General features: G+C 39.1%; 20 protein-coding genes. 10 read left to right on the top strand and 10 right to left on the bottom strand.

Annotation, left to right across the window (positions count from 1 at the left end; translation table 11 throughout):
- The first annotated feature begins 1 nt into the window (after window position 1).
- The 7 genes from ED557_00715 to ED557_00685 all read left to right on the top strand — a co-directional run bounded on the left by ED557_00715 (window position 2) and on the right by ED557_00685 (window position 8308).
- Window positions 2-2452, top strand: a complete 2451-nt coding sequence (locus ED557_00715; GenBank protein RNC85330.1) for a bifunctional aspartate kinase/homoserine dehydrogenase I — start codon at window positions 2-4, stop codon at window positions 2450-2452.
- Between the two features lies 1 nt (window position 2453).
- Entirely contained in the window at window positions 2454-3386 is a 933-nt protein-coding gene (locus ED557_00710; protein RNC85329.1) for a homoserine kinase, read from the top strand.
- Window positions 3383-4678 (top strand): threonine synthase, encoded by a 1296-nt coding sequence (locus ED557_00705; protein ID RNC85328.1) that lies wholly within the window; start codon window positions 3383-3385, stop codon window positions 4676-4678. Before ED557_00710 ends, ED557_00705 begins: the two co-directional genes overlap by 4 nt.
- 8 nt (window positions 4679-4686) lie before the next feature.
- On the top strand, window positions 4687-5595 hold the full coding sequence (locus tag ED557_00700) for a sensor histidine kinase (GenBank protein RNC85327.1): 909 nt from the start codon (window positions 4687-4689) through the stop codon (window positions 5593-5595).
- A 157-nt stretch (window positions 5596-5752) separates the two neighbouring features.
- Entirely contained in the window at window positions 5753-6697 is a 945-nt protein-coding gene (locus ED557_00695) for an alpha/beta hydrolase (protein ID RNC85326.1), read from the top strand.
- Window positions 6698-6774: 77 nt separating this feature from the next.
- On the top strand, window positions 6775-7122 hold the full coding sequence (locus tag ED557_00690; protein RNC85325.1) for a DUF1801 domain-containing protein: 348 nt from the start codon (window positions 6775-6777) through the stop codon (window positions 7120-7122).
- 88 nt (window positions 7123-7210) lie between these two features.
- Window positions 7211-8308, top strand: a complete 1098-nt coding sequence (locus ED557_00685) for a class A beta-lactamase-related serine hydrolase (GenBank protein RNC85324.1) — start codon at window positions 7211-7213, stop codon at window positions 8306-8308.
- Here the strand turns inward: ED557_00685 and ED557_00680 are convergent.
- Entirely contained in the window at window positions 8297-9151 is an 855-nt protein-coding gene (locus ED557_00680) for an alpha/beta hydrolase (protein ID RNC85323.1), read from the bottom strand. The genes ED557_00685 and ED557_00680 overlap by 12 nt on opposite strands.
- A gap of 51 nt (window positions 9152-9202) precedes the next feature.
- On the opposite strand from ED557_00680, the gene ED557_00675 reads away from it, so the two are divergent.
- Genes ED557_00675 through ED557_00665 form a run of 3 tightly spaced genes read left to right on the top strand, consistent with a single transcriptional unit; the run spans window position 9203 to window position 12696 of the window.
- Entirely contained in the window at window positions 9203-9607 is a 405-nt protein-coding gene (locus tag ED557_00675; GenBank protein RNC85322.1) for a DUF1801 domain-containing protein, read from the top strand.
- Complete coding sequence (cadA, locus tag ED557_00670; GenBank protein RNC85321.1) at window positions 9604-11964, top strand: cadmium-translocating P-type ATPase; 2361 nt, start codon at window positions 9604-9606, stop codon at window positions 11962-11964. The genes ED557_00675 and cadA overlap by 4 nt, the downstream gene beginning before the upstream one ends.
- Before the next feature lie 9 nt (window positions 11965-11973).
- Window positions 11974-12696: a phytanoyl-CoA dioxygenase gene (locus tag ED557_00665; GenBank protein RNC85320.1), complete on the top strand. Its 723-nt coding sequence runs from the start codon at window positions 11974-11976 to the stop codon at window positions 12694-12696.
- A gap of 67 nt (window positions 12697-12763) precedes the next feature.
- Here ED557_00665 and ED557_00660 read toward each other — a convergent pair whose 3' ends face one another.
- From ED557_00660 to ED557_00620, 9 genes are all read right to left on the bottom strand, one after another.
- Window positions 12764-13102: an iron-sulfur cluster assembly accessory protein gene (locus ED557_00660; GenBank protein RNC85319.1), complete on the bottom strand. Its 339-nt coding sequence runs from the start codon at window positions 13100-13102 to the stop codon at window positions 12764-12766.
- An 11-nt stretch (window positions 13103-13113) separates the two neighbouring features.
- Entirely contained in the window at window positions 13114-13665 is a 552-nt protein-coding gene (locus tag ED557_00655) for a NifU family protein (GenBank protein ID RNC85318.1), read from the bottom strand.
- Window positions 13666-13677: 12 nt separating this feature from the next.
- Window positions 13678-14925, bottom strand: a complete 1248-nt coding sequence (locus ED557_00650; GenBank protein ID RNC86126.1) for a cysteine desulfurase — start codon at window positions 14923-14925, stop codon at window positions 13678-13680.
- A gap of 97 nt (window positions 14926-15022) precedes the next feature.
- Window positions 15023-16333, bottom strand: a complete 1311-nt coding sequence (gene sufD / locus ED557_00645) for a Fe-S cluster assembly protein SufD (GenBank protein RNC85317.1) — start codon at window positions 16331-16333, stop codon at window positions 15023-15025.
- Window positions 16333-17106, bottom strand: a complete 774-nt coding sequence (gene sufC / locus ED557_00640; GenBank protein RNC85316.1) for a Fe-S cluster assembly ATPase SufC — start codon at window positions 17104-17106, stop codon at window positions 16333-16335. Before sufC ends, sufD begins: the two co-directional genes overlap by 1 nt.
- 131 nt (window positions 17107-17237) lie before the next feature.
- Window positions 17238-18695 carry a Fe-S cluster assembly protein SufB gene (gene sufB, locus ED557_00635; GenBank protein ID RNC85315.1) on the bottom strand — a complete coding sequence of 486 codons (1458 nt, stop codon included), beginning with the start codon at window positions 18693-18695 and terminating at the stop codon, window positions 17238-17240.
- A 220-nt stretch (window positions 18696-18915) separates the two neighbouring features.
- On the bottom strand, window positions 18916-19896 hold the full coding sequence (locus ED557_00630) for a mannose-6-phosphate isomerase (GenBank protein ID RNC85314.1): 981 nt from the start codon (window positions 19894-19896) through the stop codon (window positions 18916-18918).
- Between the two features lie 109 nt (window positions 19897-20005).
- Window positions 20006-20956: a phosphate acetyltransferase gene (gene pta, locus ED557_00625; protein ID RNC85313.1), complete on the bottom strand. Its 951-nt coding sequence runs from the start codon at window positions 20954-20956 to the stop codon at window positions 20006-20008.
- Window positions 20956-22671, bottom strand: coding sequence for a hypothetical protein (locus tag ED557_00620; GenBank protein ID RNC85312.1), 1716 nt, complete (start codon window positions 22669-22671; stop codon window positions 20956-20958). Before ED557_00620 ends, pta begins: the two co-directional genes overlap by 1 nt.
- Window positions 22672-22685: the final 14 nt, after the last annotated feature.

Genomic DNA, 22685 nt, shown 5'->3' with positions numbered 1-22685 from the left:
TATGCTCGTTTTAAAATTTGGGGGCACTTCCGTTGGCAGTGCAGAAAGCCTCGATTTAGTACGAAAGATAGTTAAGGAAAAGGCTGCTTCTTCCCCATTGGTTGTGGTAGTCTCTGCACTCGGAGGCGTTACCAACGATCTTGAAAAATGTGCTTCACTTGCAGAAAACGGAGTTGAAAGCTACTCCGAAATTCTTGAAGAAATTGAACTGCGCCATATTACTCTTTGCAATGTTCTTATCCCTGTAGCTCAACGCAGCAATACCCTTACAAGGGTTAAATTCCTTCTTAATGATTTAGAAGATATCTGCCGAGGGGTGTTCCTTATTCGCGAACTTTCTCCCCGTTCAAGCGACCAAATTCTAAGTTTTGGAGAACGTCTTTCCTCAGAAATAATTAAAGACTACTTCAAGGCTGATGATATAGATACCTCATTACTCAATCCCAGAAAGCTTATAAAAACGGATGCTCAATTTGGAAATGCGGTTGTTGATCGTGACTTAACCTTTCAGAATATTCGCAAGGATTTTGAAAAGCATTCACAGGTTAGCATTTGTCCTGGCTTTCTTGCTTCTTCAAATACTGGTAACCAGATAACCACATTGGGACGTGGGGGCTCAGACTATACTGCCTCCCTGCTTGCAGCTGCATTAGAAGCAGAAGCTCTTGAGATCTGGACCGATGTTAGTGGAATGATGACCGCCAATCCAAAGTTGGTTCCCCTTGCTCATACCATTTCAGAGTTATCCTATGAAGAAGCTATGGAGCTTTCTCACTTCGGAGCAAAGGTAATTTATCCCCCTACCATTCAGCCAGTACTGGACAAAGAAATTCCTATTCTGATAAAGAATACCTTTGCCGCTAATGATTCTGGAACACGAATCTCTAAAGAGGGTGAAATTAACGGAAGTTGGATAAAGGGTATTTCTTCGATTGACGAAGTAGCACTGTGTACACTTTCAGGTTCCGGAATGGTAGCAGTACCTAATTTCTCCTATCGATTATTCTCCGCGTTAAGTAGAGAGGCTATTAATGTGATCATGATCACACAAGCTTCGTCTGAGCATACTATCACTGTTGGTATTGATAGAATGGATGCTGAGAGAGCTAAAACTAGCATTGAAAACGAATTCAGAAATGAGATTCAGCAGCACAAAGTAAACCCTTTGGCAGTAGAAACCGGGCTATCTATTGTTGCATTAGTTGGAACAAAAATGAGAGAACAGGTTGGCGTAAGTGCTACCCTTTTTGAAACTTTGAGCGAGAATGGAATTAATGTAAAGGCGATAGCTCAGGGATCAACAGAACTAAATATTTCTGTGGTAGTCGAAAAAAGACACCTTGCCAAATCATTGAATTCTATCCATGAGAGCTTTTTCCTGTCCGATCTTAGAAAATTCAATGTATTTATGATCGGGGTAGGAAATGTAGGAAAAGCTTTTTTAGAGCAGATAAAGAAGCAGCAGGAATTTCTGGCTAAGGCTTTCCAGATAAACCTTAGTGTTACGGGGCTGGCTAATTCTCGCAAAATGCTATTCAATACAGATACTATTGACTTAGCAACCTGGGAAGCTGATTTAGACGAGTATGGAAAGTCTATGTCTCAAGAAGGTTTTGTACGGGAAATGATAGATATGAACCTGCGAAACAGCATTTTTATCGATTCTACTGCAAGTGATGATATCCCCTCTTTCTATAAACAGGTGTTATCTAATAGTATTTCGGTAGTGACTCCTAATAAAGTGGCCTGCTCATCTGATTTTGATACTTATCTGGGCCTCAAGAAGATCGCAACCAAATATCGTACACGTTTCTTGTTTGAGACTAATGTGGGAGCTGGTCTTCCGGTAGTTTCAACAGTAAGTGACTTACTTAAGAGCGGAGATCGAATCCATAAAATCCAGGCTGTTCTTTCAGGAACCCTCAATTTCTTGTTTAACACCTACGATGGTTCACAAAAATTCAGTGATGTGGTAAAAGAAGCAAAAGCTGCTGGGTATACCGAACCCGATCCCAGGTTGGATCTTAGCGGTGTGGATGTAATGAGAAAAATCCTGATTCTTGCCAGAGAAAGCGGCCACAAGCTTGAATTATCTGATATCGAAAATAACGCCTTTGTACCTGAGGAGTGCATGAATACCTCTTCTATTGAAGAATTCTATGCTAAGCTCGATGAGTATGATCATGTATTTAAGGAGCTCTATGAAAATGCAACATCAGAAGGTAAGCGCATTAAATATGTGGCTAGCTTTGAAAAAGGCGATGCAAAAACAGGTTTGGAGACCTTTGGTATAGACCATCCCTTCTATGAGCTTCAAGGAAAAGACAATATAGTGCTGTATTATACCAACCGTTATTCAGAACAACCCTTAGTTGTAAAGGGTGCGGGAGCCGGAGCTGATGTAACAGCCTCAGGTATATTTGCAGATGTTATGAGAATTACCTCCACTTGATATGGATCAAATAAAAGTATTTGCACCAGCAACAGTAGCAAATGTGGCATGCGGCTTTGATGTAATGGGCTTTGCATTAGAACATATTGGAGATGAGCTCACTATCAATCGTACTGACACTCCGGGCTTTACTATCACTGAAATTACTGGGTGTGATGGCTTACCCTTTCAGCCTGATAAGAATGTAGCTACTGTAGCTGCGCAAGCTCTTCTCAATGCAACTGACCATAATCAAGAAACAGGATTTAGCTTTAAGATCTGTAAGAAGGTAATGGGTGGAAGTGGCTTAGGTTCAAGTGCTTCTAGTTCTTCAGCAGCTGTATATGCTATGAATGAATTACTTGGAAAACCTTTCACTAAACAACAACTAGTTGCTTTTGCTATGGAAGGTGAACGTGCAGCATCTGGTCTCCCTCATGCAGATAATGTTGCTCCTTCCATTTTGGGAGGTTTTGCATTGGTTCGTAGTTACGATCCCCTGGATGTTATAGAATTAGATTATCCTTCTGAGCTAAAAGTAGCGGTTGTTCATCCTCTTATTGAAGTAAAAACTTCCGACTCAAAGAAGATTTTAAGACGCGAAGTGTCTTTGAAAGACGCCATTATTCAATGGGGAAATGTGGGAGGACTCGTTGCCGGATTAGCTAAACCTGATTTTGACCTTATTGGTCGATCGTTACAAGATGTTATCGCAGAACCTATTAGATCCATGCTTATCCCTCTTTTCAATGACGCAAAATCTATGGCTTTAGAGTCAGGAGCCTTGGGATGTAGTATTTCTGGTTCTGGGCCTTCTATTTTTGCTTTGTGCAACGATGAAGAAACTGCACAAAATATAGGAACTCAATTCAAAGACCTATATACCTCACATGACATCAAGGCTAACGTATATTTATCGGGTATTAATCCCAGGGGTACAGAGATAATAGAATGAGATACTACAGCACGAATAATAAAACGGATTTTGTATCCTTCGAAGAAGCAATATTTAAAGGATTGCCAGAGGATAACGGCTTGTATATGCCTGAGGTAATACCAGAGCTTCCTACCTCTTTTTTTGACGGTATAGATCAGCTTTCATTATCCGAAATAGGCTACGAAGTTATTTCCAGATTTATGGGAAATGAAATTGCCGATAATGAATTAAAAATTCTTGTTGAGGAAACGTTAAACTTCGAAATCCCACTTGTAGCAATAAAAGACAATATTTACTCTCTCGAGCTATTCCATGGGCCAACACTAGCTTTTAAAGATGTGGGCGCAAGATTTCTTGCGAGATGTTTAAGTCATTTCACTAAGAAAAAAGAGAAAAAACTCACAGTGTTGGTAGCTACTTCAGGAGATACAGGTAGTGCGGTAGCAAATGGCTTTTTTGGAGTACCAAATATTAAAGTGATTATTCTATACCCGTCCGGGAAAGTGAGTCATTTTCAAGAACAGCAAATGACTACCCTTGGAGAAAATATTACGGCTTTAGAAGTCGATGGTACCTTTGATGATTGCCAGGATCTTGTTAAACAAGCTTTTTTAGATAAAGAATTAAGAAGTACGCTAAATCTTACCTCCGCAAATTCAATCAATATTGCGCGTTTACTTCCGCAAAGTATTTATTACTTCTACGCCTGGTCTCAACTCCCATCTGAAAAACGTAATAAAGCTATTTTTTCTGTCCCCAGCGGTAACTTTGGAAACTTATCGGCTGGATTACTTGCACAACAAATGGGACTGCCAATTAAGAAATTTATAGCAAGTACAAATATCAACGATTCAGTACCTAACTATTTGTGGAAGGGAGATTTTGAGCCTAAAGCAAGCCAGGCCACTATCTCTAACGCTATGGATGTAGGAAATCCAAGTAATTTCGTTCGCATGCTTGACCTATTCGATCACTCTCATTCGAAAATGTCTGAGAGGGTTAGTGGTTTCGCCTATACTGACGAGTCAACTCGGATAGCTATAAAGCAAGTATACGCCTTAACCGGATATATACTTGACCCTCATGGCGCGGTAGGATATTTAGGTCTGTCAGACTATCTCACTCAACATGATGGAGCTGGAGTTGTATTGGAAACAGCCCATCCAGTAAAGTTCAAAGAAACCGTTTCTGAAGAAATTGGAGGAGTAATTAAACTCCCATCACATATAAATAATACTACTGCTTCTAAAAAGAGTATTCCATTTGATGTAAATTTTGCTGACTTTAAGGTGTTTTTAGGACAAGCTTAAGGTATTAGATGATTAATAAGTGGCTACAAGGTATTAAGTCACCTTGGTCGATTATGCTGGTTTCAATTGCAGTATCTGAAATACTGTATATTGGTATCTCCTTCTTAGTTGTTGGAGTAGTCTATCCTATTGGTATTATCTTCTCCTTCATCATTCCAGCAGTTATATCCTACCCTATCTCCTATGCTAAACAACGACTAATTGATGAAATAGAAGCTCAAAGGATTGAACTGGATCAGGTAAATACTCTTAACCAACGCCTTATCCTTACGGTTTCACATGATATAAAAGCACCAATATCCAGTATTTCGATGATGTCAGATTCAATTGCTTCAGGTGATTTGACATTAGAGGAAGTAACCCTCCATATGAAAGAGATTTCTTCAAACATTAAAGTGTTTCTCAGTTTTTTGGACGATTTACTTTGGTGGAGTAAATATCAAATGGACAAGAAGCCACTTAAGCCTGAGAGTTTTTGTACTGAGGAACTACTAAAGCAGAATCTTGAGCTCTATGAACCTATTTTGAAGGAAAAAAGAATTCAGTTAACCGCAGATAACCTTGCTTCGGAAGTATTTATAGATAAAGGTAGTTACTCGTTCGCTGTGAGAAATGTTCTTCATAATGCCATAAAGTATTCCGCTGGTTCTTCTGAAATAAAGATTTCCGTAAATAAAAATGGGAAATTCGTTACTACTAAAATTGAAGATAGTGGGCAAGGAATTCCAAAAGAAAAGCTCAATAAAATACTCTCAAGAGGTTTATATATTTCCGAAAAAGGAACTAATGGAGAGTCTGGGATAGGTTTCGGGCTACGGGCAACAATCGACTATATTGAAAATCAAGGCGGAAAACTTATTATTGATTCAGTTGAGAATAAAGGAACATCTGTTTCAATAATGACCCCTTACCCCTAACATGTCTTCTTTCTTGAATTGGAATATCTGGAATAGAATTAGGTAGAGAAACCAAGTAGTTATTCTGGCTTTATTTCCTGTTTTTCGTTATTAGTTAATGGTTATTGGAAAGATGATTCACCAATAACCATTAACTAATAACCAATGAAGCACTACAATGAAAATAACATACACTTTAGGGATAATCGTAGTCTATGCATTTGTAGTATCATGTAGCTCTATGAAAACTTTAGAAGTAAATACTCAGACTTTAAGCGATGAACAATTGTTAAGGGTTTCCTACAACAGTGAAATTGCGGGGGAAGAACGCGACTATTTCTTGTATCTACCAAAAGGCTATGAAGAAGATTCTGAGAAAGAATGGCCTGTGCTAATGTTTTTACATGGTAACGGAGAACGTGGAAATGGAAAAGATGAACTCGATTTTTCAATGGTACATGGTCCGTTAATGGAGGCTTGGGTTCAAAAAAGAGATCTCCCCTTCATTATCATCAACCCTCAGCTACATATGTTTGGTTTGGATACTATGGGTATTGATTATTTAACCTATCGCGATCCAAATAATATACCCAGGCGACTTGATGTTGGAGTTCCAGATAGAGACACCGATTTCCCTACGGATGGAGGAATGAATGCGGAAGTTCCCGTCTCAGAGTTTAGTGAAGAACTTCCATTAAGCGAATTTGGCTGGGACCGTGTTCAAAACGATTTGATAGGTATGATAGATTATGTTACCGAAAATTATCAGGTGGATTCAAAAAGGATATACTTGTCTGGCTTGAGTTATGGAGGATTTGGAACCTGGTATATGGCCAGCCATTATGCGAACCGTTTTGCTGCGGTAATTCCGGTTGTAGGTTGGGGGCATCCTTCCTTAATGCCTTCCATAGCTGATGCACAGCTTCCTGTCTGGGCTTTTGCGGGAGGAAGGGATTATGTAATCGAAAAAAAGTACTTCTATAAAGGGCTTAATCAGTTAGAAGAACTTGGGCATACTAATGTGATATTTACAGTCCACGAAGATATGGGGCATGATGCCTGGAAACGTGTCTATGCAGGTGAAGATGTGTATAACTGGCTTCTAGGTCACAGTATTGACTAAACTGTTGAATGAAGTAAAAGCTGATCAAAAATTTAAATCCTGTTTGATGCTTCAAGCAGGATTTTTTTATTTCCAAAATGCAGAATAGCCCTTTTGAATTTTATGATTCGCAGCCCGAACCGACCAGGAGCTGCTTATTCGCGTTGAGAGATATCATTCTGGAATATCATCCTTCCTTCCGAGAAACCGTTAAATATGGAATGCCTTGCTTCGTGTTCAACAAGAAACATTTTTGTTATTTATGGACAGATAAAAAGTCGGGCCATCCTTATATTTTGATGGTTGAAGGAAATAATATCGAGCATCCTTCATTACAATCAGGGACAAGAAGCAGAATGAAAATATTACCGATTAATCCTAACGAGGATATACCCTTAAACACGATTCATGAAGTTTTTGAATTAGGATTAACCTTTTATAGCTGATCTTTTAGTGAAGTATTTAACTCTCTCCCTACTCTTATTCCTTTTTTCTCTTTCACAGATTCAATGCACTCAAATTGAATCCAAGCCATTGGATACTGATCCTATTGAACCCCTTATAAGTGATACTCTTAATAGTTTTCTACTCGATTTCGAAAGAGATTTTGCTAATGGAATGCAAGAACTTCGTATCCCAGGAGGTGCAGTTGTTCTCATGAAAGATGGAAACATCATTTATGAGAAAGGATTTGGTGTACTAGAAAGTGGAGTAACAGGTGAGGTAAATGAGCATACTGTTTTTCGGCTTGGTAGTGTATCAAAAGGTTTTGCATCAGTATTAGCTGGTACTTTGGTTGAAGACAGTTTAATTGCATGGGAAGATCCAGTAGTAGAACATTTTGAAACTTTTGAATTGCATGATGCCGAACAAACGAAGCGTGTGGAAATACAACATATTTTATCCCACACCTCCGGTTTACCTCGTCATGCATATACCAATCTGGTTGAAGACGGTCTCTCATTATCTCGCATTATTTCCCGCCTTGATCAGGTTCCTCTGATTAGCCAGGAAGGAGAACAGATTGCTTATCAAAATGCCGGATATGCAGTAATAGAAAAAGTATTAGAAGAGAAAACGAATACCGACTTTAATACCCTACTACAGGAAAGGCTTTTTGAACCCCTAGGCATGGAACATACATCTAGTACACATGACGTACTTAGGATCACTGAGAATAAAGCAGAACCACACCTATATAATTCTCGCATGGGTAAGAGAGTTTCTGTTCCTATTACAAAAAAGTATTATAACGCCGTTTCTGCTGGTGGAATAAATGCTTCGATTTCTGACATGGGTAAATGGCTGCAACTTTTAGTAGGAAAACATCCCAATATCATTCACCCAAACGTGCTTGATGAAATATATACCCCTATCGCTACCATTAATAACAAAAGGTTCAGCAGGTATTGGGATGGAGTAAATGAATCGCATTACGGTATGGGTTGGAGAGTACTATATAATGGCTCACAAAAAATTGTTTACCATGGTGGTTATGTTAATGGATACAGAAGCGAAATTGCCTTCGATAAAGAGACTCAAACAGGTATCTGTATTCTAATTAATGCTCCGTCCCGGTTTCCCCTTGAGATAATCCCGGCTTATTTTGAGGAAATAGCACTAATCAATTAGTTCACTGTCCTTAAGCCAGTCTTTTAGGCGATTAGGCCACCCGGAAATGGATTCAAGATCAGATCGATATCCCATATTAAAGGCATGATCGCCAAAACCATAGATATGAGCTTCAAAATGTACTCCCGCCTTTCTATAAGCACTTAAGAGTTTTAACACAGGATCAGAACAGCACTCATCATTATTAGAAACTATTGCAAAAGTAGGTGGAGCATCTTTTGATACAGCTTCGGGAATAAACAATGGTCCGGGATAAACAAGTATCTGAAAATTAGGTTTTGAGCTTATAGTGTCAATATCATCTCCACTTGCTTGATGTTCATTCCCCTTTCCATAAGCTACCAAGGCTGAAGTTTCTCCTCCAGCTGAAAACCCAAAGACACCAATTCTATCAGGATCAATGCCCCATTCATCAGCATAATATCTTGCTACTCTCACACCCCTATGTGCATCCTGTGCATTATGAGTTTCCAAGCTGTAAGGAGATCCCTCCTGCCTAGCCAATCGGTATTTGACAACTATGGCATGAATACCCAAGCTGTTTAAAAACTTAGCGGGATTAACACCTTCTGAATTATATACCAAGTTTTGATGCCCACCTCCAGGAAAAATTACCATAGCTGTACCGTTAGCTATACTGTCTGGGGCAAGAAATACATTCGCCGTAGGGTTATGGACATTTCGGACCCACCAGTCTCCGGAAAGTTCCGGTTCGTCTTTTAACTGTTCGAAGCCAGGGGCTCCTTCTTCCCAGAGCGGGATAATGAGAGGTTGTGCAATGGCATTTATTGAAAGGCCTAATAACAGTGTTACTAGAATTGATGGTAGTAAGAGTTTATTCATTGCAGTATTTTGTTTACGTCCGTTATTTACCGACCAAGCGAAACCAATAACGTGAATAAATTCCAAAATTTAAATTTCTCTTCTTTAGGTGATTTCCTGGACTATTTGCCAGATAATGAATTAGAAATTGTAGAAGAGCTAAGAGCTTTGGTTTATGAGTGCATCCCTGATTGCAAAGAAAAATTAAGTTATAACGTCCCATTCTTCTCTCGAAACAGAACGATCTGTTTCATTTGGCCGGGATCAGTTCCCTGGGGAACTATTAAAGAGGGAGTAATTCTTGGATTTAGCCGCGGAAATCTATTATCCGATTATGCTGGGTACCTTGAAAAAGGAACACGAAAAAGTGTGTATACCAAAACCTTTCTCCATGTTGATGAGATTGATCCCCAATTGATAAGAGACTATCTATTTGAAGCATTAGAAATCGATTCTCATTCAAATAAAAAATCATGAAGCACACCTATCATATCCATGGAATGAGTTGTAACGGCTGCAAGACTCATGTTAAGGAAGCGCTAAGCAATGTAGAAGGAGTTTCCTCTGTAGAAGTGGATTTAGAAAAAGCTGAAGCTACCATTTATATGGATACTCACGTGGATGTAACTGTTTTTCAGGAAGTATTAAGTGAATCAGGTGGCCACTATACCATACATTCTCATGGAGCGAAGGTAAAGAAGCCTCCCTCACCAAAAAAAAATGGCAAACCCACTGGCAAATATTACTGCCCCATGCAGTGTGAAGGAGATAAAACTTATGATCAGCCTGGAGCTTGCCCGGTTTGTGGAATGGACCTGGTTCCTCTTATTGGAGACGAAGACACAGAAGAGCAGAGGTATAAGGAATTGCTTAATAAGTTCTGGATATCGGTAGCTTTTACTCTTCCCATCTTCATAATAGCGATGAGTGAGATGGTACATAACAATCCGCTCTATGACCTTATGGACATACAAGTTTGGAACTGGATACAATTCACTCTTTCTATACCCGTCGTTTTCTACTCTACCTGGATGTTCTTCGAAAGAGCCTGGCGTTCTTTGATTACCTGGAATTTGAACATGTTCACTTTGATAGGTATCGGAGCTGGTATTGCCTGGGTATTTAGTGTTGTGGCATTAGTCTTACCTGATATTTTCCCGGAAGAGTTTAAATCGGATGCAGGCTTTGTACATCTCTATTTTGAGTCTGCCACTGTAATTCTTACCCTGGTTCTCCTAGGTCAGGTATTAGAAGCTAAGGCTCATTCCCAGACTAACTCGGCCATCAAAGAATTGATGAAATTAGCTCCTAATATCGCATTGCGAGTTGATAATGATGGAAATGAAGAAGAAATAGCCATTGAAGAAATCCAGATTGGAGATCGACTAAAAGTAAAGCCTGGAGAAAAAATACCTGTTGATGGCTCTGTTATAAGCGGTCAAAGTTCTGTAGACGAATCTATGATTTCAGGTGAACCTATTCCCGTATTGAAAACAGACGGTGAGAAAGTAGTTTCTGGTACCATAAATGGAACGGGTACATTTGTAATGGAAGCTCAAAAGATTGGCAAGGACACCCTTCTCTCTCAAATTATTGAGATGGTAAATAATGCGAGTCGAAGCCGAGCTCCAATTCAAAATCTTGCCGATAGAATTTCCAGCTGGTTTGTTCCTACGGTTCTCTTTATTGCTTTAACAACCTTTCTCATTTGGTTATTCTTTGGTCCGGAACCTGCTGAAGTTTATGCCCTGGTAAATGCTATTGCTGTACTCATTATCGCTTGTCCATGCGCATTGGGCCTCGCCACACCAATGTCGGTAATGGTAGGCGTTGGAAAAGGGGCTCAATCAGGCGTACTTATCAAAAATGCAGGCACATTTGAAGAGCTTAACGATGTTGATGTTATCCTTGTCGACAAAACAGGAACCATCACAGAAGGAAAACCGACTGTGGAACATATTGAAACTCTTAACGGATTTAATGAAGAGCAGGTCCTTAAGTATGCAGCCTCAATAAACAAAGAAAGTGAACACCCACTAGCAAAAGCGATTACTGATTATGGGAAAGAGAAAAATACAGATGTCCTACCAGTTTCCAACTTTGAATCCATTATTGGAAAGGGAGTTCAAGGCGCTTTTGGAGGAGTCAATATCCTGCTTGGCAATAAAAAGCTTATAAAAGAAACCGGAGCTGAAGCTGAGGCATTTTTAAAAGAAGGAAAAACAGTTTCATGGCTATCTATTGAGGATAAGCTTGCTGGCTTTATAGTTATCTCTGATCCAATCAAAGAAAGCAGTATAGAGGCTATAAAAGAGCTTCATGAATTAGGTAAGCAGGTAATCATGTTGACGGGAGATAATCCTCATACGGCAAAATATGTAGCAGATAAAGCTGGAATAGATGGATATAAAGCTGAATGCCTTCCCGAAGATAAATTTAATGAAGTACAACGGTTACAAAATGAAGGTCTAAAAGTGGTTATGGCTGGAGATGGTATTAATGACGCCCCAGCTCTTTCTCAAGCTGATGTAGGCATTGCTATGGGAACTGGTACTGATGTAGCGATAGAAAGTGCCTCTATTACTTTGGTAAAGGGTGATTTGCAGGGAATTGTTAAAGCGCTTAAGCTGAGTCATTCAGTATTGACGAACATCAAACAAAACCTCTTCTTTGCTCTTATCTACAATACTCTTGGAATCCCGATCGCTGCGGGCTTACTCTTCCCTGTTTTTGGGATTTTACTTTCTCCGATGATAGCAGCACTAGCAATGAGTTTTAGTTCGGTAAGTGTAATAGGGAATTCTTTACGATTAAAACAGATCTCATTTACTTAGTGATACCGCATGATGTACAAAAGAAACAAAATAGAACTTGAAGAAAATGGATATTCCATTTTATCCGACTTGTATTCAGATCGAGAAATAAGCCAGATCTTAGCCTGTATTGAAAGTACTGAACAAGGCGGAGAGTCATTTATGAAAGCAAAAGATCTATTTGCTATCAGGCAGCTTATTAAGAATGTTCCAGAATTGACCGGATTATTGTTTAATGGAAAACTAATCGAACTACTTTCTGATCTTTCTGAATCCGAATATTTTCTTACCAAAGCAATCTATTTTGATAAACCCGGAGAATCGAATTGGTTCGTTGCCTATCATCAAGATTTGAGTATATCGGTCGACAAGAAAGTCGAATTGGAAAACTACTCGAATTGGACATTTAAAAAAGGACAATACGGAGTTCAACCACCTATTGAGATTTTACAAGACACAATAACTATCCGTATTCATTTGGACAAAACGGACGAAAAAAACGGAGCTTTAAAAATAATCCCGAAGTCTCATTTAAACGGAATAATACGTACCGGATCAAAAGGCTGGGATATTGAAAATGAAGTTGTCTGTAAAGTAGAAAAAGGCGGAGCAATGCTAATGAAACCACTAGCTTTACATTCCTCAAACAGAACAACGAACGGAAAGAAAAGACGAGTAATACATTTAGAGTTCAATAACCATCAGCTTACCAAACCCTTAGCTTGGTTGGAATACTATGTAATAAAATCTTAGGTGGCTTTATAGCAAATAAAAAGAGTTGGTTTAGATCCCAGGTCAAGTAGTAAGGGATGACTAGAAACTAGACAGAAAAACTCTCGCCACAGGAACAGGTGCGGTTAGCATTAGGGTTATTGAAGTGAAAACCCTGCCCTTCAAAACCGTCTGTATAATCCAGCTCAGTTCCAGCGAGATAAAGGAAGCTTCTCATATCAACCAGTACTTTCAACCCATTAACATCAAAAACCTGATCCTGGTCAGTAGGAGTAATCTCACTAGAAAAGTCGAGATCGTAAGTAAGACCTGAACAACCACCGCTAACTACGCCAACTTTCAGAAGCGCATCAGTAGATACACCCTGCTCGCTGCGAATTTCTTCAATTCGCTTATAAGCACGTTCGCTGATGGTGATCTCTCCCATTGGTCTACTTTTTAAACAGAGATTACCTGAATTTCAGGATCAATTCTTTTAACCATGCTTTCAATAGCATAGAGCGTTCCAGTACTAGCAGTTGGACAGGTACCACAAGCACCCTGGTAGTGTACTTTCAGGCGATTATTCTCAAGTCCAAGTACCTTTAGTCCACCACCATCTGCCAGAAGATATGGTCGTACCTGATCATCAAGCATACGGTTAATTTCCTGCAAACGAGGATCATCAGATTCCATAGCTTCTTTACTTACATGTACTTCTGAATCATCTTCGAAATCTAATTTTGGCTGAGCTTCACGAATTGGAGGTGCTAATTTTCTGAGGAGCTCAGACCAAACAGCGTTACCATCTTGAGTAACGGTAATGTATTTGTCCACATAATACACGTTTATCACATTATCGATAGCAAATAGAGCTGAAGCCAACTCATCTCCTTCTGCTTCAATACTGTTTTCAAATGAACGGGTTACTCCATTTGTAAGTGGCTCATCCAAAACAAACCGCATTGCATCTGGATTCGGTGTGCGTTCTATTTCTTTAATTTTTGCCATATCTGTATCTCTTTAACTAAAAAATTCTTTGGTGTATTCAATTCCTTCCACCAGGCGATCAATATCTTCTTCATTATTGTAAAAAGAAATAGATGCCCTAAGCGTACCGGGAATTTTAAAATGGTCCATTACAGGCTGTGCACAATGGTGCCCTGTTCTTACTGCTATTCCTTCTTTATCAAGAATTGTGCCAGCATCGGTAGGATGTATTCCATCTAACAGAAAAGAAATTACGGAAGTTTTTTTGTCAGAGGTACCTACGATAGTTAATCCGTCAATATCGGTCAATCTTTGGGTTGCATATTCAACCAGCTCTGCTTCACGTTCAGAAATAGCCTCCATTCCTATTTCGGATAGAAAATCGATAGCAGTTCCAAGCCCAATTCCTGCTGCAATTGGCGGAGTACCTGCTTCAAACTTATGGGGAAGATCATTCCAGGTAGTTTTCTCAAACGTAACCCGGTCAATCATATCTCCACCGCCTCTATATGGAGGCATAGCTTCAAGTAGCTCTTTTTTTCCATATAGGATGCCAAAACCTGTAGGCCCACACATCTTGTGAGCAGAAAAAGCATAAAAGTCTGCATTTAGTTCTTGCACATCTACGGTAGAATGTGGAACAGCCTGAGCACCGTCAAGAAGTACTGGAATATTTCTTTCGTGCGCAGCTTCAATAATTTCCTTAACGGGATTTACTGTTCCCAGAGCATTAGAAACATGTATTACTGAAACAAAACAGGTCTTATCAGACAACAAACTATAAAAAGTATTCATATCAAGAACACCTTGATCACTCATTGGGATAACTTTCAGTATTGCTCCCGTTTGTTCTGCAACTATTTGCCAGGGCACAATATTGGCATGGTGCTCCATCTCAGAAACAATGATCTCATCCCCTTCTTTGAAATGAGTTCTGCCATAGCTGTTTGCTACCAGATTAATAGAATCAGTAGTACCAGTAGTATAAATTATCTCCTCTAAATGTCTGGCGTTGATAAGATTACGTACTTTTTCCCTGGTCGACTCATACTCATCAGTAGCATGCTGACTTAATGAATGGATACCCCGATGAACATTTGCATGTTCTTTACTGTGATAGGCATTTAATCGGTCAATAACCCGTTTAGGCATTTGACTACTGGCACCATTATCGAGGTAGACCAATGGTTTCCCATTTACAGACTGGTTTAACACAGGAAATTGATCACGAACCTTTTCCCAGTTGATAGCAGATGATATGTCTGTTTTTGATTGGCTCATTGTCTCAATTGTCATCCTGAGCATACTTGCGAAGGATCTGACCGGATAAACCCACCCGTTTAGATTCTTCGGCAGTGGCCTCAGAATGACCGGTTAATTACTTTCCGTCTCTATTCGTGTATTTAATTACTTCATCAAGAAGCATCTTTTCCACAGACTCCACTTCCATACTCTCTACACTTTCTAAAGCAAAAGCATACACGAGTAATTCTCTGGACTTCTGCTCTGTAAGTCCTCTACTCTGTAGATAAAACACTTCCTCGTCTTGCAGCTGACCTATAGTTGCTCCATGAGAACAACGCACATCATCAGCAAAAATCTCAAGTTGAGGTTTAGTATGTACTTTGCCTGTATCAGAGATCAATAAATTTCGGTTTTCCTGAAAAGAATCAATTTTTTGAGCATCCTTTGCTACAAAAATCTTCCCGTTGAAAATCGAATGAGCAGTATCATTAACTACTACTTTATGTAATTGATGGCTATTACCATGAGCATAGCGGTGATCCATGATTGAGTGGGTATCAGCGATTTGCTCCCCATCAATCAAAACGAGTCCATCAACAGTAAAGTCTACTTCTTCTGCGTTTTGAATTACCCTTGGCTCATTTCTAAATAGCTTGGCACCAAGACAAATAGTATATGAATGATATTCAGCATGCTTATCCAGAGCTGCTATTGGTCGGGATACATGAGAAGCTTGCTTAGAATCGCGCTGAATTCGGGCATGATGAACATTAGATGTAGTAAACATCTTGAATTCAGTAACTGGAACATTCAGATATACATTGTCTGCTAAACCAATATGCTCCTCAATAATGGTTGCTTTTGAGAACATCTCTCCTACATAAAGTAATCTAGGAGTAGCGTAGAATGGTTTCTCAGCATCAGTAAAGATGTTCAAAATGTGAATAGGCGCTTCAACAACGGTCTCTTCTGCTACATGAATGAATGCTCCATCATTGAAGGCAGCATCATTAAATGGAGCAAATACATCATCCTCATAATTGGTGATCGTTCCCAAATAAGATTTAACGGAATCATGATCTGCGTTATCAGCAAGGTTTCCTACTACTACACCATGAGGAAGGTCATCTATTGAAGAGAGAGACTCATTATACTCTCCATTTACAAATACCAATCTCGAATTCATTGCTTCAGGCAGGTAGTATTCAGAAATGTCTCCCACTTCATGAGTACCAGCTTGATCAACAGAAACAAAAGAGTTCTTTGTAATGGATTTCAGATCAATAAATCTCCAATCTTCATCTTTACGTGTAGGAAATGCAACTTCATTAAGCGTAGCTCTACCACGCTCATTGATCGCTCTAATAGAGATAGAAGTCCCTTTGGGCTCTATTTCTCCACTAATATAATCTAACAGGGTACTTTTTTGAATTACTTCACTCATTACTGAGCCTCACCATTTACAGCAAATTCCTTTTGAAGGCCATCGTATCCGTTAGCCTCAAGTTCTTCTGCCAACTCAAAGCCGCCAGACTTCACAATCTTACCATCCATCATTACATGTACATGATCAGGTTTGATATAATTAAGCAATCTTTGATAGTGTGTGATCATTACAATCGCTTTTTCATCGCTTGCAATCTTGTTTACACCATCCGATACAATTTTAAGTGCATCGATATCCAACCCTGAATCTGTTTCATCCAGGAAAGATAATTTGGGATCTAATACCGCCATCTGGAAGATTTCATTTTTCTTCTTCTCACCTCCAGAAAAACCAGTATTGATTGAACGACTTAGGAACTCGTCTTTCATTTCAATGATATCAAGTTTGCTTTCGATGTAATCTTCGAATTCTAGAGGATCTAATTCTTCTCGTTCATTAGCCCTGGCTATGGTGTTATAAGCCTCACGGAGTAATGTTTTATTGGTGATACCTGGCACCTCTACCGGATACTGGAAAGCCAGAAACAAACCAAGATGTGCTCTTTCATCAGCGTCCATCTCAGTGATATCCTCACCTTCAAAAAGGATTTCACCATCAGTTACTTCGTATTCAGGATGACCGGATACTACTTTAGAAAGGGTGCTTTTACCACTTCCGTTAGGTCCCATTATAGCGTGAATCTCTCCTGCTTTCACATTGAGGTTCACACCCTTCAGGATTTCAATTTCTTCGCCCTCTACTTTGGCATGTAAGTTTTTTATTTCTAGCACTGTCTTGTCGTCTTTTTGGTTTTGAATTTTTTCTTAGTGGTCATTCTGAGCGAAAGCGAAGAATCTAACCGAATATTCGACTAGATCCTTCGGTAGTAACCTCAGGATGACCAAATAATGAATACTATGGCCTATCCTACCGAGCCCTCTAGTTTAACATCTAATAGTTTATTGGCTTCCACCGCGAATTCAAGTGGTAACTCCTTCAATACATCCTTTACAAATCCATTGATGATCATAGATATCGCGTCCTGCTCACTTATCCCGCGTTGCATCAAATAGAAAATCTGCTCCTCACCTACTCTTGAAGTAGTTGCTTCATGCTCCACACTACTAGAAGCATTTTCTGAAGAGATGTAAGGGAAAGTATGAGCACCACATTCCTGACCAATTAACATAGAATCACATACTGAGTAATTCTTTGAGCCGAAAGCTTTCTTTCCAATCTTAACTTCGCCTCTGTAACTATTGTTAGATCTGCCAGCCGAAATACCTTTCGAGATAATGGTACTCTTGGTATTCTTTCCAAGGTGAATCATTTTGGTACCAGTATCAGCCTGCTGCCTTTTTGTAGTTACAGCAACAGAGTAAAATTCTCCTATTGAATCATCTCCTTGGAGAATTACACTTGGGTACTTCAAAGTAACCGCAGATCCCGTTTCTAATTGGGTCCACGAGATTTTAGAATTTCTTCCTTTACAGATTCCTCGCTTGGTTACAAAGTTGTAGATACCTCCTCTGCCTTCTTCATCTCCGGAATACCAGTTCTGAATAGTAGAATATTTAATATCAGCATTATCTAAGGCTACCAATTCAACCACAGCTGCATGTAATTGATTCTCATCGTACATCGGAGCTGTACAACCTTCCAGATAGCTTACACTTGAGCCTTCTTCTGCCACTATAAGCGTTCGTTCAAATTGACCTGATTCCATGTTATTGATCCGGAAATATGTCGAAAGCTCCATTGGGCACTTTGTATTTTTTGGGATATAGCAAAATGATCCATCCGAAAATACTGCTGAATTAAGTGCCGAATAGAAGTTATCTCTTACAGGTACTACCGAAGCCAAATATTTTTTAACCAATTCAGGATGTTCCTGGATAGCTTCTGACATAGAGCAAAAAATTACTCCTGCTTCTGCAAGTTTTTCCTTGAACGAGGTGAATATGGAAACACTATCAAAAACGGCATCAACGGCTACGCCTGAAAGCATTTTTTGCTCTTCTAATGGAATGCCCAGTTTCTCATAGGTCTCAAGAATGTTTGGATCTACTTCATCAAGACTATCTAACTGAGGTCTTTGCTTAGGAGCTGAGTAATAGAGAAGATTTTCAAAATCCGGAGACTTGTAGGTAGCATTAAACCAGGATGGTTCTTCCATTTCCTTCCAGGCATGATAAGCGTTTACACGAAATTCAGTCATCCATTCCGGTTCATTCTTTCGCTTAGATAATTCCCTTACAATCTCTTCACTAATTCCTTTTGGAAACTCTTCATACTCTACATCGGTGGTGAATCCATACTTATATTCTTCACCGATCATCGATTCGAGAGCTTTCACTTCATCGTTTAATTCTTCGCTCATGTAATTTCTTGTTTATACAGTTGATTAGGTAACCGTGTATTTGATTAATCCGTTCAACTTTTTTCCGCTTATTTAGAACGGTTCAAAGATACTAAATCCCTCTCTTAGAACTAAATAGCAAGCGATTGAGAGTTTCTATTAAGAGGATATGTATTCTTCTATGAGAACTTTCTTAGAAGTTTTCTGTAATTCTCTCTTTTAAGATGAAAAAAGAAGCTAACTATGGAATTCGTACTTCCAATAATTTCGAATTTACAGACGGATGCAGCTCAAGAAAATCCAAACTGTTAGGAATGAGAATTGAATCTCCCAATTCATATTCAACTTTGCCTTTTTGGAATTCAATAATACCTTCACCTTGGATACACATCAAAATAATACAGGAGTCAAAAGCTGTATAATCTCTTTTAATGGTTTCGGAAATGGAAAGTCGATTCGTTACAAAATATTGACTATTACCAATTTCTATTTCTGTAGATGAGACGTTATATCGTGTTTTATATTCATCATAGAAATCATAATCTATGGCGTCTACTGCTTCTTCTACATGAAGTTCTCTTCCTACTCCATTCGCATCTACCCTGTCGAAATCATAGATCCTGTATGTGATATCTGAAGTTTGCTGGATTTCAGCAATCAATAATCCTTTTCCAATGGTATGTACCCTTCCTGCAGGCAAAAAGAATACATCATCATTAAACACTCGTTCCCTGTTCAGGATGTCGGTCAGATTTCCAGCTTCAAAAACCTCTAAATACTCATCTTTGTTTGTTTGCTTATTGAAGCCTGAAATAAGTGTAGCTCCTTCATCTGCTTCCACTACATACCACATTTCTGTTTTACCAAAAGAGTTATGCCTTTCCATTGCTAATGTATCATCCGGATGAACCTGAATGGATAGATCATCATTAGCATCAATGAATTTGATGAGTAAGGGAAATTTAGATCCAAACTTCCCGAATACTTTCTCTCCAACCAATTCACCTTTGTATTCATTGATCAACTCAACCAGGGATTTCCCTTTTAGCTCTCCTTCGGAAACAATAGAAATATCACCTTCAACTCCGGAGATTTCCCAGCTTTCACCACAGTTTTTAGAATCACCAATGGGTTTATCTAATACGATTCCAAGCTTTTCTCCTCCCCAGATTTTGTCTTTTAGGATGGGGGTAAATTTTAGTGGATATAGGTTTTTGCTCATCGTTTTCTTGTTGTCATCCTGAGCATACTTGCGAAGGATCTAATTGAATATCAACCCAGTAAGATTCTTCGGAAGTGTCCTCAGAATGACTAGCTATTTTTTTGTTATTTCAACTCATCAAAGCCGCCAGGCAACTTGTATTTACAATATCTTCCCAGGAACATCCCCTTGATAAATCCATCATAGGTTTATTCAATCCCTGAATGAGTGGTCCAATTGCTGAAGCTCTTGCTAATCTTTCAGTAATCTTATAGGCAATATTTCCAGCATCCAGATTTGGAAATATGAATACATTCGCATTCCCTGCTACTATAGATCCAGGAGCTTTCCGTGTTCCTACTTCCTTAAGTAAAGCGGCATCAAATTGTAACTCACCATCAATGTTTAGCTCTGGTTGACGCCCTTTTGCAATTTCATAAGCTCCTCTAACAAGTTCCACCTGCTCATGTTTCGCACTTCCTTTGGTAGAAAATGAAAGCATCGCAACATTAGGAGTTTCACCAGTAACGGCCTTATGGCTTGAGGCTGAGTCAATAGCAATGGATGCCAGTTGATCTGAAGTGGGATATGGAACTACGGCGCAGTCTCCGTAGGAGAACACTCGCCCATCTGTTAAGCACATAAGAAAGATACTAGATACTACCGTAGAGCCAGGTTTTAAGCCAATAGTTTGAATAGCAGCGCGAAGCACATCTCCTGTTGTTGAGACGGATCCTGCTACACAACTATCCGCATCTCCTTCTGCAATCATAGAAGCTCCAAAATAAAGGGGGTCTTTTACCACTTCTAAAGCTTGCTCCAGGGTTATTCCTTTGTGCTTTCTCTTCTCATAGAAAGAAGTAGCGTACTTCCTAAGTTGTGTATTTGATGATGGGTTTATTAATACACTCTCTAGTTCTTCAGGTACACTAACACCATTATCAATGAGGATTATCTTACATAGATTATTTTCAAGCAGAAACTTCGCTGCTTCTTGAACGCGAGGATCAGAAGATCGAGGAAGAACAATAGTTTTGTTTAGTAAAGCCGCTTTTTCGCGTATTAGTTTGATAAAATCCATCAATCGACCAGATCCAAATTTGTTTCTCCAAAGTAAATGATTTGTTGGGGCTGATTGTGCAATCTTCTTGAAGTGTAATCTACATTTCTTTGAAGGTGATTGATTATGCCTGAAATATTACTCTCCCCATTTTTAATAGCATCAGCTATATAATAAGTAAAGATGCTATGTCTTTTCTGATCTCCATTAGCAATAGAGTAATCTCTGGATCGCTGAGTTTCGGTAGAGCTAAAAATAATTGCCGAATTAGGATTGTTTTGAAGTACAGACTCACCGAAATATTCTATTGAGCCAGGTTCTTCCTGAGCCACAAAGTCAAGATCGGCCAGTACTACAATTTCTTCAACATCTAGTGTACTAATACTATTTACCAGACTATTTAATGAAAAACTTTGATTAGAACCGGTAGTGGACAAAAACCTAATTCGTTCCTCTTCATCAGATCTAACATATCCCGATAAATAGACTACCAACTGCTTCTGAGGTCTTCTAAAGCGGGTTGCTAATCTGGTATAAGCAAGAGAAAGCTGTTGCTGATTTTCGATGTCATATGCTTTTATGATGTTTGAGAAAGGAATACCCAAAGCATTCTGAAAGTATTCTTCCATCAAACGGGCATCACGATCAGCAAAAGGTCGTTCCGGGTAATTTCTCTGATAACCTCCATTCACCAACATGAATACAAGCGTACTATCATTTCCAGTGCGTAAGGTTGGAATGCTTGTTTCTACATCTACATTACCAAATGGAATGTTTGGTATCGCAAAAATTGAAAGTTGAGAGGCAAACTCTGAAGGCCTCCAAATTGGATAGGCATCCGTTTTTGAGATCCATGTTTCTGAGATTCCATATAACACTTTATACCAGGTAGAATCTTCTGATACCATTTTCATCTGACTTCCAAACGCAAGGTCCGTAAGCACATTATTTTCATCAAAATCCGGAGCATCTCTTAATGCAGTAATTTGGGATGAAACAATCACAAAACTATCGAAGATATCCTTTAATGAGATGCTTTCTCTATACGTTTCTCCGTTAAAGTAAACTTCAAGTTCTACATCATCGCTACTATCATATTCAAAGGCCTCAGGATTTAAATCCTCTATCAAGTTAATGGAGTAGGTTGATCCATTAGGTTTAATTTCTTTCTCTCCAACAAGAATTTCACTCTTATAAAAAATTGAATATGTAGCTCGCAAATCAGATTCCGGAGCTGCTGTTACAACCTCAACCTCTGTTGTACTACCGGTTTTCCTAAGCAAACGACTTTCTCCTGTTGGAGTTGGATCTCCATACGCTTTCATATTCAATACTGAGGCCAGCCCAATTACCCCAGCAGCCCCATATAGGATATATTCTGTATTACTATCACTGCCCGGATCTTTATTATCAGCAACGATATTTCCTGCTCCAATGGCCAACCCAGAACCAATTAACCCAAAAAGAATTGATCGAAAAGTTGGACGATATCTTTGTATGTATCTGTCCGTTCGAACTCTAAGAGCATACTCAAACGTATTTTCTGCTTTTAGCTGGTAAGAAACTATGGGCGTTTGTGGTGAGATAGCTCCACTTCGTTCAAGAAATTTTCTTGAACTCAATAGCTCAAAGTCATTCCTGTCTACTTCCTGTTGATTTTCAACTACCCATTTCGAACTGGAACATGCAGTAGTAATAGCTAAAAAAAATATCCCTATAAACCGGAGTTTTTTCATAAAACTTAGTTGCA

The organism is Balneola sp. (assembly GCA_003712055.1).
GTDB lineage: Bacteria > Bacteroidota > Rhodothermia > Balneolales > Balneolaceae > RHLJ01.
Note: the sequence above shows the minus strand (reverse complement) of the source record. Positions and strands in the feature narration are given on the sequence as shown.

Coding starts and splice junctions, on each gene's coding strand:
- ED557_00715 (RNC85330.1), top strand. CDS start 2: ATGCTCGTTTTAAAATTTGGGGGCACTTCCGTTGGCAGTGCAGAAAGC.
- ED557_00710 (RNC85329.1), top strand. CDS start 2,454: ATGGATCAAATAAAAGTATTTGCACCAGCAACAGTAGCAAATGTGGCA.
- ED557_00705 (RNC85328.1), top strand. CDS start 3,383: ATGAGATACTACAGCACGAATAATAAAACGGATTTTGTATCCTTCGAA.
- ED557_00700 (RNC85327.1), top strand. CDS start 4,687: ATGATTAATAAGTGGCTACAAGGTATTAAGTCACCTTGGTCGATTATG.
- ED557_00695 (RNC85326.1), top strand. CDS start 5,753: ATGAAAATAACATACACTTTAGGGATAATCGTAGTCTATGCATTTGTA.
- ED557_00690 (RNC85325.1), top strand. CDS start 6,775: ATGCAGAATAGCCCTTTTGAATTTTATGATTCGCAGCCCGAACCGACC.
- ED557_00680 (RNC85323.1), bottom strand. CDS start 9,151: ATGAATAAACTCTTACTACCATCAATTCTAGTAACACTGTTATTAGGC.
- cadA (RNC85321.1), top strand. CDS start 9,604: ATGAAGCACACCTATCATATCCATGGAATGAGTTGTAACGGCTGCAAG.
- ED557_00665 (RNC85320.1), top strand. CDS start 11,974: ATGATGTACAAAAGAAACAAAATAGAACTTGAAGAAAATGGATATTCC.
- ED557_00660 (RNC85319.1), bottom strand. CDS start 13,102: ATGGGAGAGATCACCATCAGCGAACGTGCTTATAAGCGAATTGAAGAA.
- ED557_00655 (RNC85318.1), bottom strand. CDS start 13,665: ATGGCAAAAATTAAAGAAATAGAACGCACACCGAATCCAGATGCAATG.
- ED557_00650 (RNC86126.1), bottom strand. CDS start 14,925: ATGAGCCAATCAAAAACAGACATATCATCTGCTATCAACTGGGAAAAG.
- sufD (RNC85317.1), bottom strand. CDS start 16,333: ATGAGTGAAGTAATTCAAAAAAGTACCCTGTTAGATTATATTAGTGGA.
- sufB (RNC85315.1), bottom strand. CDS start 18,695: ATGAGCGAAGAATTAAACGATGAAGTGAAAGCTCTCGAATCGATGATC.
- ED557_00630 (RNC85314.1), bottom strand. CDS start 19,896: ATGAGCAAAAACCTATATCCACTAAAATTTACCCCCATCCTAAAAGAC.
- pta (RNC85313.1), bottom strand. CDS start 20,956: ATGGATTTTATCAAACTAATACGCGAAAAAGCGGCTTTACTAAACAAA.
- ED557_00620 (RNC85312.1), bottom strand. CDS start 22,671: ATGAAAAAACTCCGGTTTATAGGGATATTTTTTTTAGCTATTACTACT.